Annotated in this window: 16 protein-coding genes and 1 pseudogene; 11 read left to right on the top strand and 6 right to left on the bottom strand. The window is 64.1% G+C overall.

The annotated features are described in order from the left end of the window. Positions 1-118: 118 nt before the first annotated feature. Together D3D02_RS09460 and D3D02_RS09455 are read right to left on the bottom strand one after the other, a co-directional pair. Positions 119-2,044 (bottom strand): aconitate hydratase, encoded by a 1,926-nt coding sequence (locus D3D02_RS09460; protein WP_121569734.1) that lies wholly within the window; start codon positions 2,042-2,044, stop codon positions 119-121. A gap of 315 nt (positions 2,045-2,359) precedes the next feature. After that, a complete protein-coding gene (locus tag D3D02_RS09455) occupies positions 2,360-2,518 on the bottom strand; it encodes a C2H2-type zinc finger protein (RefSeq protein ID WP_121569733.1) in 159 nt (52 codons plus the stop codon). A gap of 161 nt (positions 2,519-2,679) precedes the next feature. Here D3D02_RS09455 and D3D02_RS09450 point away from each other — a divergent pair, with 161 nt between their 5' ends. The 4 genes from D3D02_RS09450 to D3D02_RS09435 all read left to right on the top strand — a co-directional run bounded on the left by D3D02_RS09450 (position 2,680) and on the right by D3D02_RS09435 (position 5,077). Next, complete coding sequence (locus D3D02_RS09450; RefSeq protein ID WP_121569732.1) at positions 2,680-3,894, top strand: CBS domain-containing protein; 1,215 nt, start codon at positions 2,680-2,682, stop codon at positions 3,892-3,894. Beyond that, positions 3,891-4,313, top strand: a complete 423-nt coding sequence (locus tag D3D02_RS09445; protein WP_121569731.1) for an archease — start codon at positions 3,891-3,893, stop codon at positions 4,311-4,313. The genes D3D02_RS09450 and D3D02_RS09445 overlap by 4 nt, the downstream gene beginning before the upstream one ends. 70 nt (positions 4,314-4,383) lie before the next feature. After that, on the top strand, positions 4,384-4,653 hold the full coding sequence (locus tag D3D02_RS09440; protein ID WP_121569730.1) for a hypothetical protein: 270 nt from the start codon (positions 4,384-4,386) through the stop codon (positions 4,651-4,653). Positions 4,654-4,699: 46 nt separating this feature from the next. Continuing rightward, entirely contained in the window at positions 4,700-5,077 is a 378-nt protein-coding gene (locus D3D02_RS09435; RefSeq protein WP_121569729.1) for an HPP family protein, read from the top strand. A 187-nt stretch (positions 5,078-5,264) separates the two neighbouring features. On the opposite strand, the gene D3D02_RS09430 is transcribed toward D3D02_RS09435, so the two are convergent. The 3 genes and pseudogenes from D3D02_RS09430 to D3D02_RS09420 all read right to left on the bottom strand — a co-directional run bounded on the left by D3D02_RS09430 (position 5,265) and on the right by D3D02_RS09420 (position 9,453). Beyond that, entirely contained in the window at positions 5,265-5,585 is a 321-nt protein-coding gene (locus D3D02_RS09430) for a hypothetical protein (RefSeq protein ID WP_121569728.1), read from the bottom strand. 93 nt (positions 5,586-5,678) lie between these two features. Further along, the gene (locus D3D02_RS09425) at positions 5,679-7,829 is read right to left on the bottom strand and encodes an adenosylcobalamin-dependent ribonucleoside-diphosphate reductase (RefSeq protein WP_121569727.1); all 2,151 of its coding nucleotides are present in this window, start codon (positions 7,827-7,829) and stop codon (positions 5,679-5,681) included. A 180-nt stretch (positions 7,830-8,009) separates the two neighbouring features. Then, positions 8,010-9,453, bottom strand: a pseudogene (locus D3D02_RS09420) (RtcB family protein). A gap of 198 nt (positions 9,454-9,651) precedes the next feature. Here D3D02_RS09420 and D3D02_RS09415 point away from each other — a divergent pair. The 5 genes from D3D02_RS09415 (at position 9,652) to D3D02_RS09395 (ending at position 12,814) form a co-directional block, all read left to right on the top strand. Further along, positions 9,652-10,293, top strand: a complete 642-nt coding sequence (locus D3D02_RS09415) for a dienelactone hydrolase family protein (RefSeq protein WP_121569789.1) — start codon at positions 9,652-9,654, stop codon at positions 10,291-10,293. 58 nt (positions 10,294-10,351) lie between these two features. Next, on the top strand, positions 10,352-11,200 hold the full coding sequence (gene prs, locus D3D02_RS09410) for a ribose-phosphate diphosphokinase (RefSeq protein WP_158599342.1): 849 nt from the start codon (positions 10,352-10,354) through the stop codon (positions 11,198-11,200). Positions 11,201-11,373: 173 nt separating this feature from the next. Further along, complete coding sequence (locus D3D02_RS09405) at positions 11,374-11,832, top strand: hypothetical protein (protein WP_121569725.1); 459 nt, start codon at positions 11,374-11,376, stop codon at positions 11,830-11,832. 73 nt (positions 11,833-11,905) lie between these two features. Beyond that, complete coding sequence (locus D3D02_RS09400; protein ID WP_121569724.1) at positions 11,906-12,046, top strand: C2H2-type zinc finger protein; 141 nt, start codon at positions 11,906-11,908, stop codon at positions 12,044-12,046. A 306-nt stretch (positions 12,047-12,352) separates the two neighbouring features. Then, positions 12,353-12,814 carry an ester cyclase gene (locus D3D02_RS09395; protein WP_121569723.1) on the top strand — a complete coding sequence of 154 codons (462 nt, stop codon included), beginning with the start codon at positions 12,353-12,355 and terminating at the stop codon, positions 12,812-12,814. Between the two features lie 24 nt (positions 12,815-12,838). On the opposite strand, the gene D3D02_RS09390 is transcribed toward D3D02_RS09395, so the two are convergent. After that, positions 12,839-13,231, bottom strand: a complete 393-nt coding sequence (locus D3D02_RS09390) for a secondary thiamine-phosphate synthase enzyme YjbQ (protein ID WP_121569722.1) — start codon at positions 13,229-13,231, stop codon at positions 12,839-12,841. A 150-nt stretch (positions 13,232-13,381) separates the two neighbouring features. On the opposite strand from D3D02_RS09390, the gene D3D02_RS20920 reads away from it, so the two are divergent. Continuing rightward, positions 13,382-13,525 carry a hypothetical protein gene (locus D3D02_RS20920; RefSeq protein ID WP_199723052.1) on the top strand — a complete coding sequence of 48 codons (144 nt, stop codon included), beginning with the start codon at positions 13,382-13,384 and terminating at the stop codon, positions 13,523-13,525. A gap of 106 nt (positions 13,526-13,631) precedes the next feature. After that, on the top strand, positions 13,632-14,240 hold the full coding sequence (locus D3D02_RS09385) for a plastocyanin/azurin family copper-binding protein (RefSeq protein WP_121569721.1): 609 nt from the start codon (positions 13,632-13,634) through the stop codon (positions 14,238-14,240). Positions 14,241-14,330 lie beyond the last annotated feature (90 nt).

The following is a 14,330-nucleotide window of genomic DNA, read 5'->3' as shown; positions in this document are numbered from 1 at the left end:
TATGGCTGTGGGTCGGTCCGACTGCCGAGTGCGTCGTCAACTCGACCGGCTCGACGTGCCGCCTCGTCGCGGGCGAGCGTGTGGTCGCCCTCAAGTGGGACCGATCAGGCCTCGTCGCTCAGGCCTCGTTCTTGAGCAGCGAGAGCTTCCCACCCGCCAGCAGCGTCTCGCGCTCTTTGGGCGTGAGTGTCACGTCGGCCTCGAAGGTCCACTCGCCGTTGACTTCCACCGTCACCTGTTCGTCGCCCGCGCGGATCTGCGAGGCGAGGTCGCCGACGACTTCGAGGGTGTCGCCCTCGTCGACGTTGTCGTACGCCTCGGCGTCAGCGAACGTCAGGGGCACCACGCCGAAGTTGACGAGGTTCGCGAAGTGGATCCGCGCGAAACTCTGGGCGATCACGCCGTCGACGCCGAGCACCGCGAGTTCGAGCGCGGCGTTCTCCCGCGAGGAACCCTGCCCGTAGTTCTCGCCGGCGACGACCCAGCCGCCGTCGGCCGCGCGGGCCTTCTCGGGGAAGTCCTCGTCGACGCGGACGAGCGTGTAGTCCGCGCACGCCTGCGGGTCGGACCACAGCGTCATCACTTCGGCGTTCGCGGGGACGATGTGGTCCGTGGTGACGTTGTCGCCGGCTTTCGTGATGACCGTTCCGGCGATCTGCTCGGCCAGCGGGTCCTTCAGCGGCACCGATCCGATCGTATCGCCCTTTCGCACCTCGGTCGACGGCTCCGGGCCGAGGATTTCGGCGTCCGTTCGGGTCATATCGTCGGGCAGTGAGACCGACGGTGCGTCGCGGCCCATATCGCGAGGATCCGTGATCTCGCCCGCGATCGCGCTGGCCGCGACGACCTCCGGCGAGGCGAGGTAGACGCTGTCGTCGGGAAGGCCCGAACGGCCCTTGAAATTCCGGTTGAACGCGCGGAGGCTGACCGAGTCCGGTGCGGGCACGTGCCCCTGGCCGATGCAGGCCCCACACGTCGACTCCGAGAGGTTCACGCCGGCGGCGTACAGGTCCTCGGTGCGACCTTCGCGGGCGAGCACCTCGGCGGACCGCTTCGATGCAGGCGCGATCACGAACTCCGTCTCCGGTGCGACGGTCTCGCCTTTCACGACTGCGGCCGCGGTCGCGATGTCGAAGTACGAGCCGTTCGTGCAGGTGCCGACCAGACACTGATCGACGGGCGTGCCGGCCGCCTCCGAGACGGGGACGACGTTGTCCGGCATCGACGGCATCGCGATCAGCGGCTCGATCTCTGAGAGGTCGACCTCCAGACGGTCGTCGTACGTCGCGTCGGCGTCGGCGCTCAGTTCCCGGTAGGCGTCCCCGCGGCCGAGTCGCGTCAGATGTCGGCGCGTTCGCTCGTCGCTCGGGAAGATCGCTGTCGTTGCGCCCAGCTCGGTCGTCATATTGGTGATCGTACACCGCTCGGGGACGCTCAGCGTCTCCACGCCCGGTCCGGTGAACTCGAACAGTTTGCCCACGCCGCCTTTGACGGAGTGGCGACGAAGCAGCTCTAAGATGACGTCCTTCGCGGAGGTCCACTCGCCAAGTTCGCCCGTCAGGTGGACTTCGACGACCTCGGGCATCTCGACCGTGTACGCGCCGCCGCCCATCGCCGTCGCTACGTCGAGGCCGCCCGCGCCGATACCGATCGCACCGAACCCGCCCATCGTGGTCGAGTGCGAGTCACTGCCCAGAAGCGTCGCGCCCGGTTCGATGAACCGCTCGCGGTGTACCTGGTGACAGATCCCGTTTCCGGGCTTCGAGAAGTGTCCGCCGTACGCCTGCGAGGCCGTCCGAAGGTATCGGTGGGTGTCCGTGTCTGCGCTGTCGAACTGATACACCTGGTGGTCGCAGTAGGTGACAGCCACGTCGGTCTCGACCGTCTCGAACTCCAGCGCCTCGAACTCCATCCAGACTAGTGGACCCAGAATGTCTTGCAGCAACACCTGGTCGATGTCGAGATCGATCGATTCGCCGGGGGTGAGTTCGCCGCCGACGAGGTGGTCGGACAGTACTTTCTCCGTCAGTGTCTGCGACGTCATTGCTATGTGGCTACGACTCACTGTCGTTTAATGATGGTATCGTTCCGCGAATCGGCTCCCCGCGGTTCTATGCACCGCCGTTATCTCGCGGACCGAGACGTCGGACTGACAACGTACTCCCGTTTTACCCGCTCCGTAGTGAGAGAGAAATCAGAAAGACGACTGTAATCCGGCGAATAACCATCGGTTTTCTCGCTCCTCGTCGAAACAACCACACAGATTGCTCAAAATCGGCACCTCAATATAAACGGAACCGCCGTTATAACTGCGTTTCTTCCAACGGAGTATCGGGTAAAACCGGCGTAGCAGCCGGAGTTACCGTTCGAACTTGAGCGTTCGATCGGGTTCTTCGGCGACGACCCACCAGTGGAGGTCCTCTTTCGGATGTCGCCGCTCGATGTGCTCTTCCAGCGCTTCGCCCGTCTCGAAATCTTTGCCACAGAGGTTGCATCGGTGATGACGCTTCGACGGCATACGTCTGGATACGACGTCCTCAGTAATGGGTGCTTGGACCGATGTGGAACCGCCCAGTCGCAGGCGGCGCCTCTCGGACGTTACGCCTTCCCGACGGACGTTACCCCCCCGGACGAACATTGAATGTCCCCCCGCGCGTAGCGTGCCGTCGGGAGAAGCCTATGAACATCAGAGAGATTGCTACGACCGAGTACGAATCGTTCGACGAAGACGCCCGCGTCTCAAAGCTCGTGGGAACGTTTCAAGACCGTGGCGTCGATGCGGTGGTCGTCACTTCGGACGGCGACTACGAGGGGCTCGTCACGCGCCGGCAACTCAACTCCACCCACCAGAACCCCGACGCCAAAGCGCGGAGCCTGATATGGAACGTCGGCCGAGTCGGCGTCGACGCGGACGTGCGGACCGTCGCCCGGTTGATGGTCGGCAGCAGCGCGAAGACCCTCCCGGTGTTCGAGGGAGAAGACCTCTACGGCGTCGTCACCGCCCGCGACCTGCTCGCGGCCGTCCAGGAGTTCCTCGGCGTGCTCACCGTCGGGGACGTGTACACCGAAGACCTCGTCACTGTCCCGCGCGATGCGACCCTCGGAGAAGTACTGCACACGCTTCGGGACCAGCGAATCACACACCTGCCGGTGGTCGAAGACGACGACGCCGTCGGCGTCATCAGCATTCACGACGTCTTGGACTTCACCGCCCGCGAGATGGGGCGACGACAGGGCGGTTCGCCCGGTGCGGGAACGCAACCCGGCGGCGGTAGCTCCCGTGGTGGCTTCGGCGAGCGCGCGGGCGACCTCGAACGGATGCTCGACCTGCCGGCGGAGAACGTGATGACCGAACCGGTCGAGACCACGACGCCCGACCAGTCGCTCGACGATGCCGTCGATCAGATGCTGGAGGCCGGGGTCTCCTCGCTCGTCGTGACCAGCGAGGACCGGCCGGTCGGCATCGTCACCGACACCGACGTCCTGCGGTCGCTCACCTGGGGCGCGGAGACGCACCTGCCCGTCCAGATCACGAACGTCGACCTCTTAGACGACATCTCACGCACTGACGTCGCCGATATGATCGAGGAGTCCACGCGCAAGTACGGCGACCTGACCGTGCTCGAAGCGAACGTCTACCTCAAAGAACACGACGAGACGCTCCGCGGCACGCCGCTGATTATGGCCCGGATCCGGCTCTTCACCGACCGGGGACACTTCGTCGGGACCGGCGAGGGCTACGGCGCGCGACACGCGCTCCACCTGGCGCGGAACGTGGTCGAGCGGCAGATCCTCGAAGGGAAAGAGTACGGGCGGACGAAGAAACACCCGAGCGACGAGGAACGGTCCAGGCTCTACGGCTGGTGGCTCGCCGGCCCCCCACGACAGCAATGACCTACGAACTCTCAGAACACGCCGTCGACGTCAAACTCCGGGCGAAGGCCGGTTCGCTCGAACTGGCGTTCGCCGAGATGGTCGACGCGCTCTCCGAACTCGTCGGGGGCCCGACGCAGCCGCAGGCGGATCCGATGATCGAGAAGGTCGACCTCACGGCGCGTGACCTCGAAGCCTTGCTCTTCGATTTTCTGAACAAGCTGGTTCTGTGTCAGGATATCGAAAACGCAGTGGTCTCTCACGCTGGCGACGTCGAAATCCACGAGACCGATATGGGATATCACCTGTCGGCAACGATCTACGCGACGCCTATCGAACCGGACCAGCCGCTGCTCGACGTCAAGGCCCCGACGTACAGCCAGATGCGGATCGAACAGGACGACGACGGCTGGACCATCGAGGCGGTGCTGGAGGTGTGACCGGCTCGGAAACGTTCCGAGCCTGGAGGCCCGGGTAACGCATAATACGACTCGCGGTGCACTCGTCTTTATGCCACGAATACCCGAGCCGAAGCTGGTCGAACTCGAGGGCGAGTACTACCACGTCCGGTTCCGTGACCCGGACGAATTCAGCGAGATCCGGACGCCCGAGTGGGCACAGGAGGCGGCTGCGGAGGTCTCGACGGGCAGTAAAGTCCGAACCGGCCACAGAAAGGGCAGCGACGAGTGGGTCGTCCAGTCGGTGTTGATCCCCGAAGCTGCCGGGAAAACGACCGCCCGCTCCGACGCGCAGAAGATCATCGAAAAGCTCGAATCGTAGGCGGGACGGAGCGAACTTCTTTGGTACCGCGGCGGAATGGTGATGTATGGAAGAGCGCTACGTCGATCAGTTTCTGTCACGACCAGTCGAGACAGTCACTCCGGACACGCCACTCGCCGAAGCCGCAGCGACGTTGATCGAACACGACATCGGCGCGGTCGTCGTGGTGAACGATATGGACCAGTTCGTGGGCCTCCTCACGGCGACAGACTTCGTCGCGCTCGCCAGGGAGGAAGCGCCCGCGGCTGAGGCGACTGTCGCGGAGTGGATGCGAACCGACGTGATCACGACGACGCGACAGACCCCCATCAGCGACGTCGCCGACACGATGATCGAGCATCTGATTCACCACGTTCCGGTCGTCGACGGCGAGGAGGTCGTCGGGATCATCACCACGCTCGACCTGACCGCGTCGATATCATAGCCGACTCGCTCTTTCGAAGCCCTGCGAATGCTGCTATAGCAGTTTGGTATCCCGACAGGCGAACGCGAAAACGGTTAGTATGCAGTAGTTACCGCTCTAACAACCGTACTTTTGTTACTCCGGTAGGAAGTGTATACTCGTTCATATTTCGGTAGTGACGTTTTACCGATGTCGCGAGGGCCGGCACTCACTCGTATTCGAGGCGGTGTAGTTCGTATCGGTATCGCCGCCCGGCCTTTTTCACGACGACGAAGTGATCCTCGCCGTCCCGTTCGAGGGCGTGGAAGTGCTCTCCGAGTTCCCCGGGATTTAGTGATCGCGTCGACTCCACTGCTCCGCGTCCGAAGTGTAGCAGCGCAGTCCTGTGGCGCACGTCGTCGGCCTCTCGTGCCTCGACCACCAGGAGGTCGCCGTTCTCCCGGACGTCGACGTCACCGGTGAGTTCCCACGTTCGATCGCGGTACCGTAGCTCCGTGGCTTCGAGGTCGACCCAGTTTTCTTCGACCATACCGCTACTTCCGCACGACCCATCATCGGTTTTTCGGCGCAGCTGACTGGAGTGTCCGCTGCTCGCTCTACGTCCGCTCGGACCGGGCACGACCTACGGTAGCCAACTGGGACAACACCTCGCTTCTGACGGTCGACCGCTGGCGTCATCGGATTCGGACGGCCGCGTCGTCAGCACCTGCTCGTGGCGCGATCGGTCGCGGTAAGCGGTGATGCCCTTGCACCCGAGTTCGATCGCGAGGGCGTACGCGTCCGCGATGTCCTCGCGGGTTGCGTCGTGTGCGAGGTTGACCGTCTTCGAGATTCCACTGTCGACGTGCGCTTGGAGTGCGGCCTGCATCCGGACGTGGTCCGTGGCGGAGATCTCTCCTGCGGTCACGAACAACTCCGCGAGTCCCGTCGGGATCGGCAGATCTGCGGGGCGCTCGAACGTGCCGTCTTCGAGGAGCGACAGCGCACGTTCTCGAATCTTCACCGGATCGATGCCGTTCGCTTCTAGTGCTCTGAGGAAGTACTCGTCGAACTCGACGAGCATCGCCTCGCCCTGCACGTCCTCGCTCACGTTCTTGAAATAGAGCACGTTGAACAGCGGTTCACAGCCACCCGAGGTGTTCGCGATCATTCCCGTGGTCCCGGTGGGTGCAATGGTTGTAGTGTTGTGGTTCCGGAGCGGGAACCCGTCGGCCCACTCCTCGGGATCGTCGCCGGTGTGCCGCTCGAACCACTCCGGGTAGTCGGTCGGCGCGGCGTACTTCGAGTGCTCCCAGTCGGGGAACGAACCCCGTTCGACCGCCAGCTCGTGGCTCGTCTGCGTCGATTCGCGATTGATCGCGGCCATCAGTTGCCGGGCGATCTCGCGTGCGGGTGGTGAGTCGTATCTGACGCCCAGTTGGATCAGCAACTCGGCGAGGCCCAGTATCCCGAGACCGATCTTTCGCATCCGGCCGACCGTCTCGTCGATTTCGTCGATCGGAAACTCCGAGACTGTCAGTACGTCGTCCAGGAAGCGTGTCCCCAGGTGCACGAGGTCGTTCAGCCGCTCCCAATCGATCGCTTGCTCCAGAAACGTCTCGACGGCGGCCGGAAGGTCTCGAATCCCCTCGTCGTGGAACTCGGACCACGTGACGGCGTCGTCGTCGACCAGCAGCGAGAGGTTCACGTGCCCAAGCGTACACGCCTCGTACTCTTCGAGTCCCTGCTCGGCACAGGGATTGGTCGCGTCGATCCGATGGGACGGGTACTGTTCGACGTCGAAGGAGTGCTGGCGGTTCGTCTCGTCGATCATAAACAACCCCGGCTCGCCGTTCTGCCACGTCCCATCGACGACGAGTTCCCAGACGAACCGCGCCGGTAGCGTCGTCTCGGCACCGACTTCTAGGTCGGTTTCCCCACGATACTCGTCGATCCGCGGGATTTCTTCGGCGTAGTCTCGCCAGAGATTCCGTTCGACCTCGGTCCGCGGAGCCGACTCGTAAGCCGTGCTGTAGAACTGGGCAGTGGCTTCGGTCACTTCGTGGGGGCCGCCGGTGCTCGGATTCTGAAGCGTGTACCGCGAACCCTCTTGGACGGCGTCGTAGAAGTCGTCAGTGATCGCCACGGAGAGATTGAAGTTCGTCAAGGCATTCTGTTCTCGCTTCACCGTGCAGAAGCGACCGACGTCGGGGTGAGTGACGTGAAGGATCCCCATCTGGGCTCCCCGCCGCCGACCTCCCTGCCGGATCTGCTCGCACATCGTGTCGTAGACGTTCATAAACGAGACCGGGCCGCTGGCGACGCCACCCGTCGATCTGATGCGGTCCCCCCGCGGTCTGAGCTTCGAGAAGGAGTACCCGACACCGCCACCGCTCTGCATTACGTTCGCCGCGCGGCCGAGCGTGCCGAAGATCGAATCCAGCGAGTCCTCCGGCGAGAGCACGAAACACGCCGCGAGCTGTTGGATCTCGGCCCCGGCGTTCATCAGCGTCGGCGAGTTCGGCATAAACGCGAGCCCCGCCATCGCCTCGTAGAACCGCTGCTCCCAGGTGGCCGCGTCAGCGTCCGTCCCGTACTCGCGCTCGGCGCTCGCGACGGCCGCGGCGACGCGTTCGAACATCTCCGCCGGCGTCTCGATTACCTCACCGGCAGCGTTCGTCCGAAGGTATCGCGCCGGCAGAACCCGTTCGTAAACGTTCTCGCTGAGCCGCTCTCGGAGCGTCTCGCCGCCGACTCGCTTCTTGGGGAGTACGAAGTCGCTCGTGTCTCTCATCGGTCCGTGTCTCTCATTCTTCTGTCCTCACGCGAACCGCGACGGTGCAGCACGACGATACCTCGCAGACATCTGTGTACCTGTGCGTGACAGTACCACACTTATGACCGAAGCGAATTATCGGTGTCGGTGCGTCCCCGGTCTCGAAGGGCGTCGCGGGCGGACGTCTGTCCGGCTGTCTCAGCCCTTGATGTTGGCGATGGGGTGCGTCCGGGCGACCTTGGTACCGATCCCGAGGGCGTCACTGACGCGGATGACCTCGTCGACGTCCTTGTACGCGCCAGGTGCTTCCTCGACAAGCGTCCCGCCGGACCGCGCTCGCACGTAGATGCCCTGCTCGCGAAGCTGTCGCTGGAGTTCGTTCGCGGAGTACTCCGCTTTGGCTCGCGTCCGCGACATCACCCGGCCGGCACCGTGCGCCGTCGACCCGAACGTCCGGTCAAGTGACTGCTCGCCCCCGCACAGCACGTACGACGAGGATCCCATACTCCCGGGGATGAACACCGGTTGTCCGACTGCTCGGTACGCCTCCGGGACCTCGGGCCGGCCTGCCGGGAACGCGCGCGTCGCCCCTTTCCGATGGACGAGAACCGTCTCTTCGCTCCCGTTGACGCGGTGTCGCTCCTCTTTTGCGATGTTGTGACACACGTCGTAGACGAGCTCGACGCCGGTCACGTCGAACAGATCGCCGAACACCTCGCGGACGCCCTGCGTCATCGCCTGTCGGTTCGCCCACGCGAAGTTCGCGGCCGCGTACATCGCGGCCTTGTAGTCTTCGGCGATCCGCTCCTCCAGCGGTGCGTAGATCAGCTGGCGGTCCGGCAACTCGTCGGCAATCCCGGGGAACGCCCGCTCGAACCGGCGGATGTACTCGCTACAGACCTGATGGCCGAGGCCGCGCGACCCCGAGTGGATCATCACGACGACGGTGTCGGGGCGCAGGCCGAACGCCGAAGCGGTCTCGTCGTCGTAGATCTCGGCGACGCGCTGGACTTCGAGGAAGTGATTCCCCGATCCGAGCGATCCGACTTGGTTGTGACCGCGGTTCATCGCCTCCGCGGGGACCTTCCGCGGGCTTCCCGGCAGTCGACCGTTCTCCTCGCAGTGTTCGAGGTCGGCCGGAACCGCGTGCCCGTGTTCGAGCATCCACTGCATCCCGTGCGTGAGGATGCCGCGGAGGTCGTCCATATCCGTGTCGAGATAGCCGCCCTTCCCGAGTCCGCACGGAATCGTCTCGTAGAGTCGTTCGACGAGCTCTTCTTCACGTCCCTCGACGTCGTCGTACTCCAGCGGGGTCCGCAGGAGCCGGACGCCGCAGTTGATGTCGAAACCCGATGCCCCCGGGGCTGATCACCCCCGTTTCCGTGTCCACGGCGGCGACGCCACCGATCGGGAAGCCGTACCCCTGGTGGCCGTCCGGGAGGACGACCGCGAACTTCCGAATGCCCGGCAAGGTCGCGACGTTCCGCCCCTGCGTGAGCGTCTGATTGTCGCCCCGCTGCAGTTCTCCGACGAGTTGCTCCGATCCGTACACGCGCACCGGCACGCGCATCGCGCCGTCTCGTGGTATCTCGTAGATGTTCGTTGCAACTTCCGCGAGTTCGATTTGCTCTGGCTCTGTCATTCCTTTCTGTTGGTGTTCGGTGTCGCCCGCTGCGTCTGTTTCATCGTCGCCGTCGGTACCCCTTTCGACCCCGGCTCCGGATTGCGGCTCGCGCTGCTGGCCTCGGTCGCATCTAGCAGTAAGTGGCCGACCACCGTAAACTCTGACACTGACTTTTTTGGGGGAACGTTAACAGTCGATGCCGTCGTTGGTCAGCGTATGCCCGACCAGTCTGAGACCCTCGTGTCGATTCCGGCTGATGGGGTCGAACTCCCCGGCGAACTGCTCATCCCCGAGGACGCTGCCGGACTCGTCGCGTTCGCGCACGGGAGCGGCAGTAGCAGACACAGCCCGCGCAACACGTTCGTCGCGGACGTGTTGCGCCGCCACGGCGTGGGCACGTTGCTATTCGACCTGCTCACCGAAGAAGAGGACCGCGAGTACGAGACGCGATTCGACATCGACCTCCTGACGGCGCGCCTCGTCGCCGCGACGGAGTGGATTCGGGAGTACGAGGAGACCCGAGATTTGAACCTCGGCTACTTCGGGTCTAGCACCGGGGCGGCAGCGGCGCTCCGTGCGGCGGCTCGTCGCGGCGACGACGTCGCCGCCGTCGTTTCACGCGGCGGTCGCGTCGACCTCGCGTCCGAGCAGTTGCCGGCGGTCACGGCGCCGACGCTCTTCATCGTCGGCGGCGCGGACACGCAGGTGCTCGAACTCAACCGCGACGCGCTGGCCGAACTCACCTGCGAGAGAGAACTGGAGGTCGTCGAGGGCGCCGGCCACCTTTTCGAGGGGTCGGGCGAACTCGACGAGGTCGCCGAACTGGCGGCCGAGTGGTTCGAGAGCCACCTCGGGTGACCCCGCCGATGTCACGGATATCCAGCGGTCGCGTTGCCTGTGCCGGGGGGAACTAGCCGTGGAACTAGTCGCCACGCCGAGCGCGGAGCATCTCGATTTGGACGCCCATCCCCTCGTGGCGCATCCTCAGAACGGGACCCGACAGTTCCCCGACTCGGAGGTGTACGTCCAGCTCGGGGACCTCGACGACGTCGAGGAGGTACTTCTCGTTCACAGCGGCCAGCCTCATCCCAACCGCGGGCTCGCGTTCCTCTACGGTGCGCTCGCGGCGCTCGCAGAACGCGAGTATTCCATCTCGGTCCTGTTCCCGTACGTGCCGTACAGTCGGCAGGACAAGGCGTTCTATGAGGGGACGGTCAACTACGTCCGGTCGATCTTCCGGGTGTTGACCGAGCACTACGGCGTCGAGCGGATCTACGCGGTCGATCCGCACTTCAGCCACCGCGAGTGGGTTCAGACGGTACCCCTGGAAGTGTTGCGGGCGTTTCCGCTCGTCGAACAGCACGTCGAGATGGACGACTACGTCGTCGTCGGTCCGGATCTCGGCGCTGTCGAGCGGTTTGGCGTCGCCGGCTTCGAGAAAGAACGCGCGAGCGCCGTCGAGGTGGAGCTCTCCGGCGAACTCGACGTCGCGGGACAGGACGTGCTCGTCTTCGACGACCTCATCGCGACTGGCACGACGATGGTCGAGGCGTTCCACCGGCTGAAAGAGCAGGGCGCCGAGACGGTTCAGGCGGCCGCCGTTCACGGCGTTCTGCCCGAGGGCGTCCAACGGGTGGGCGACACCTACGATACGCTCTACCTCACCAATACGATCGCGAGCGACGCGGCGACGGTGCGCGTCGAACCGTTGATCCGGGGGGTCGTCGCTGGCGAACAGGCCCCTTCGACGTCGGACAGCGAGTGACTGGCGAGAAGAACGGGTGCGTCGGTCTCTGCTGTAGGAAGTCGCTGCCCGCCCGAGACACGGCTTTACATAGTGATATGAGGACGTCCTCGTAGATTCTCTCCGTACCGTTTGGCGAGCATCGATGCACAGGTACGATAACCACTATAGTACTGGTCGCCGAAGGTCGGAGTATGGCGCTCGATATCGACACTCCTACCCCACCCGATCTGACGAACCGTCCCCTGCCGAGCGCGTTCGACTCGGCGGAACTCGAAGACGCCGAAGAGCTCCGGCGAGCCGAACTCGAAGAAGTGCTCCGTGACGGGGCGTGGAACGAGGCGTTCGAGGAGTGGGCCGAGTACACGGATCTGAGTGCCTCGGAAGTTCGGTCCCTCCAGGATGCTGGCGTCTTCGAACAACTGGACTTCTACTGGGACCCGATCGACGCCACGTTCCGATTCGAGGTTCCGGGCCTTCCGCCGGAACTGGCCGACGAGGAACTCGCTACCTACGCCACCACGGAGTTGACCGACCTCGGGCAGACCGTGATCGAACTCCTCGCGGACGCGTATCTCGACTGGGGCGACGAGGAGTCGCCGATCGACCACTGGAGCGAGGAGACGTTCAGCGATCAGACGCCGCCCGAATAGCGAGGAGCGGTTCCATCGGCCGACGCTCGCGGTCCGCGCCAGCATTAATACGAACGTCGCCGAACAGACAGCTATGAGTGAACACGACTCCGAAGCCGAAGGTGAGGAACTCCCGTTCGAGTGCGATATGTGCGACGAACGCTTCGCGACCCGTGAAGAACTGAAAGATCACGTCTGGGAGTACCACGAGATGGGCGGCGACGTGCCGCCGTGATCTGTGGTCGATACGCAGTTGCGGCCGATACGCGCGTGTCGCGGTAGCGACCATCGAGAGCACCTGTGCTGCCGTGTAAGTCAGATAACTGTTCCCCTCAACGGCAGCTATGGCGCGTCAGCAACGCTTACTCTACAGGTCTCGTGAGTAACAGTTGCTTTCAAACCGGTCTGGGCGACTCTATCGCGCGTTTGCAACTGATTGCGCACCCGATCGAACGACAGGGTACGATCGGATGCGTGAAGACTTGCAAGCGCTACTATAGCGTTGCTAACAATGTAGCTCCGTTGTGTCAGTTCGAACGCTATGGGAGCGACAGACAACAAAGCGATCGTCCGGCGGATCATCGACGAAGCGTGGAACGAACAGGACCTCGACGTCATCGACGAACTCTACAGCGAAGACTACACCGGGCACTGGTACCTCCCCGGTGGTGAGGATAGCGACCGCGAATCCCTCAAGGCCTTTATGAGCGACGTCTTCGAGGGGTTCCCGGACTACGAGATGGACATCGAGTTCCTGATCGCCGAAGACGACCTCGTGACTATGGGGTTCACCGGAGAAGGGAGTCACGAAGGAGAGTTTATGGGGATTCCACCGAGCGGGAGTGAGCCAGCGGGCACTCCGACCCCCGGCCACATCACGTACCGTATCGAAGACGGGCAGGTCGTCGAGGGCTGGTCGACGTGGGACGCGCTCGGTCTACTACAGGGGCTCGGGGTGCTTCCCGAGGACCTCTCGGCGATGGCACCGGCGGCCGACGACTAGGCGGTGGTCAGGCCCAGGCGGTGGTCAGGCGGGTGCCGTCGTCACCTCTAGCGAGCGCGTTCGCGGCCCGTCGCACTCGACGAAGAGGATCGACTGCCACGTGCCGAGGTCGAGCTCGCCGTCGACGACGGGGACGGAGACGCTCTCTCCGAGGAGCATCGCCCGGAGATGTGCGTCGGCGTTGTCGTCGATCGTATCGTGCTCGTAGCCACCCTCCCGGGGGACGATTCGGTCGAGCGCGCGTTCGACGTCGCCCAGAAGCCGCGTCTCGTTTTCGTTGACGACGACGCCCGCCGTCGTGTGCGGAACGAAGGCCGTGCACACGCCACGACCCACGTCGTCGGGGACTGCTTGGGCGACTTTCGCCGTCACGTCGACGACCGCGACGCGCTCACTCGTGCTGACTTGGATTGACATAGGTGCTCGTAGGACCGAGAGGCTGATGAGTCTACTTGTGCTCGCGTGCCCTCAGGTGTCCTCGCCTGTCCTCGCGTCTCCGACGATCGGCCGCTCGGTGCGGTCGATCCACGGGTGGATTTATTGACCTGACGTGCGTCTGTGCGGACGATGACCGAAACAATCGAGATCAGCGACGAACTCGCCGAGCGCATCGACGGCCATCTCGAAGAGGACGAAACGATTCCCGAATTCATCGAGGAACTGGTCTCGATCTACGAACAGGAGGGCCGGTTCCTGCAGGAAGGGGCGTGAACCGACCGACCGCGAAGACCCTTTTCCGGTGGAAATGGCTGATTACGGACAGCACCGGGCGTGGAAGTCTCCGACTTACTATCTTGTGAGGGGGTCTAGCGCGACTATGGATCGGACTGCGAACGGAATTTCGCGACGCGGACTCCTCCGGGCGGCCGTCGGGGCCGGTGCCGCCGCCGGTGCGACTGGGGGGGCAGCGGCGCAGGAAGGCACTACTCACACCGTAGATATGACCGACGAGTTGGTCTTCGCTCCCGATTCGATAACGATCGCTCCCGGCGATACCATCGTCTGGGAGAACGTCGGGACGATCGGCCACTCGATCACCGCCTACGAGGACGACATCCCAGACGAGGCCGAATACTTCGCTTCGGGGGGATTCGACGCGGAGGAACCCGCCCGAGGGGCCTATTCGGCGGGCGACCCTGACAGCGGCGACGTCCCCGGCGGCGAGTCGTACCAGCACACCTTCGAGGTAGAGGGCACCTACGATTACTTCTGTGTCCCCCACGAGAGTGTCGGGATGATTGCGGCCGTCGACGTCGTCCCCGGCGGTGCCACTCCCACCCCGAGTGGACCGGCCGCCCCGACCGTCCCGGACGCTGCCAAGACGCTTCTCGTGACGGTCACCGGCGCGTTCGTCGCCGTCCTCGCTCTCGCGTACTTCTTCCTGAAGTACGGCGGGGACTACGAAATGATGGACGAAGAGCGATAACCTGACGCGAGCGAGGACCACCTCCCATCGGTGACGGGACGGTGACCCCGACGAACGGCGAAGGATGGTGACCCCGACGAACGGCGACAG

This window comes from Halobellus sp. Atlit-38R (assembly GCF_003665925.1).
In the GTDB taxonomy this organism is placed as follows: domain Archaea; phylum Halobacteriota; class Halobacteria; order Halobacteriales; family Haloferacaceae; genus Haloquadratum; species Haloquadratum inordinatus.
Note: the sequence above shows the minus strand (reverse complement) of the source record. Positions and strands in the feature narration are given on the sequence as shown.

Bases quoted from the DNA above. Each gene is read 5' to 3' on its own strand.
- D3D02_RS09460 (WP_121569734.1), bottom strand. From the start codon at position 2,044: ATGACGTCGCAGACACTGACGGAGAAAGTACTGTCCGACCACCTCGTC.
- D3D02_RS09455 (WP_121569733.1), bottom strand. From the start codon at position 2,518: ATGCCGTCGAAGCGTCATCACCGATGCAACCTCTGTGGCAAAGATTTC.
- D3D02_RS09450 (WP_121569732.1), top strand. From the start codon at position 2,680: ATGAACATCAGAGAGATTGCTACGACCGAGTACGAATCGTTCGACGAA.
- D3D02_RS09445 (WP_121569731.1), top strand. From the start codon at position 3,891: ATGACCTACGAACTCTCAGAACACGCCGTCGACGTCAAACTCCGGGCG.
- D3D02_RS09440 (WP_121569730.1), top strand. From the start codon at position 4,384: ATGCCACGAATACCCGAGCCGAAGCTGGTCGAACTCGAGGGCGAGTAC.
- D3D02_RS09435 (WP_121569729.1), top strand. From the start codon at position 4,700: ATGGAAGAGCGCTACGTCGATCAGTTTCTGTCACGACCAGTCGAGACA.
- D3D02_RS09430 (WP_121569728.1), bottom strand. From the start codon at position 5,585: ATGGTCGAAGAAAACTGGGTCGACCTCGAAGCCACGGAGCTACGGTAC.
- D3D02_RS09425 (WP_121569727.1), bottom strand. From the start codon at position 7,829: ATGAGAGACACGAGCGACTTCGTACTCCCCAAGAAGCGAGTCGGCGGC.
- D3D02_RS09415 (WP_121569789.1), top strand. From the start codon at position 9,652: ATGCCCGACCAGTCTGAGACCCTCGTGTCGATTCCGGCTGATGGGGTC.
- D3D02_RS09405 (WP_121569725.1), top strand. From the start codon at position 11,374: ATGGCGCTCGATATCGACACTCCTACCCCACCCGATCTGACGAACCGT.
- D3D02_RS09400 (WP_121569724.1), top strand. From the start codon at position 11,906: ATGAGTGAACACGACTCCGAAGCCGAAGGTGAGGAACTCCCGTTCGAG.
- D3D02_RS09395 (WP_121569723.1), top strand. From the start codon at position 12,353: ATGGGAGCGACAGACAACAAAGCGATCGTCCGGCGGATCATCGACGAA.
- D3D02_RS09390 (WP_121569722.1), bottom strand. From the start codon at position 13,231: ATGTCAATCCAAGTCAGCACGAGTGAGCGCGTCGCGGTCGTCGACGTG.
- D3D02_RS20920 (WP_199723052.1), top strand. From the start codon at position 13,382: ATGACCGAAACAATCGAGATCAGCGACGAACTCGCCGAGCGCATCGAC.
- D3D02_RS09385 (WP_121569721.1), top strand. From the start codon at position 13,632: ATGGATCGGACTGCGAACGGAATTTCGCGACGCGGACTCCTCCGGGCG.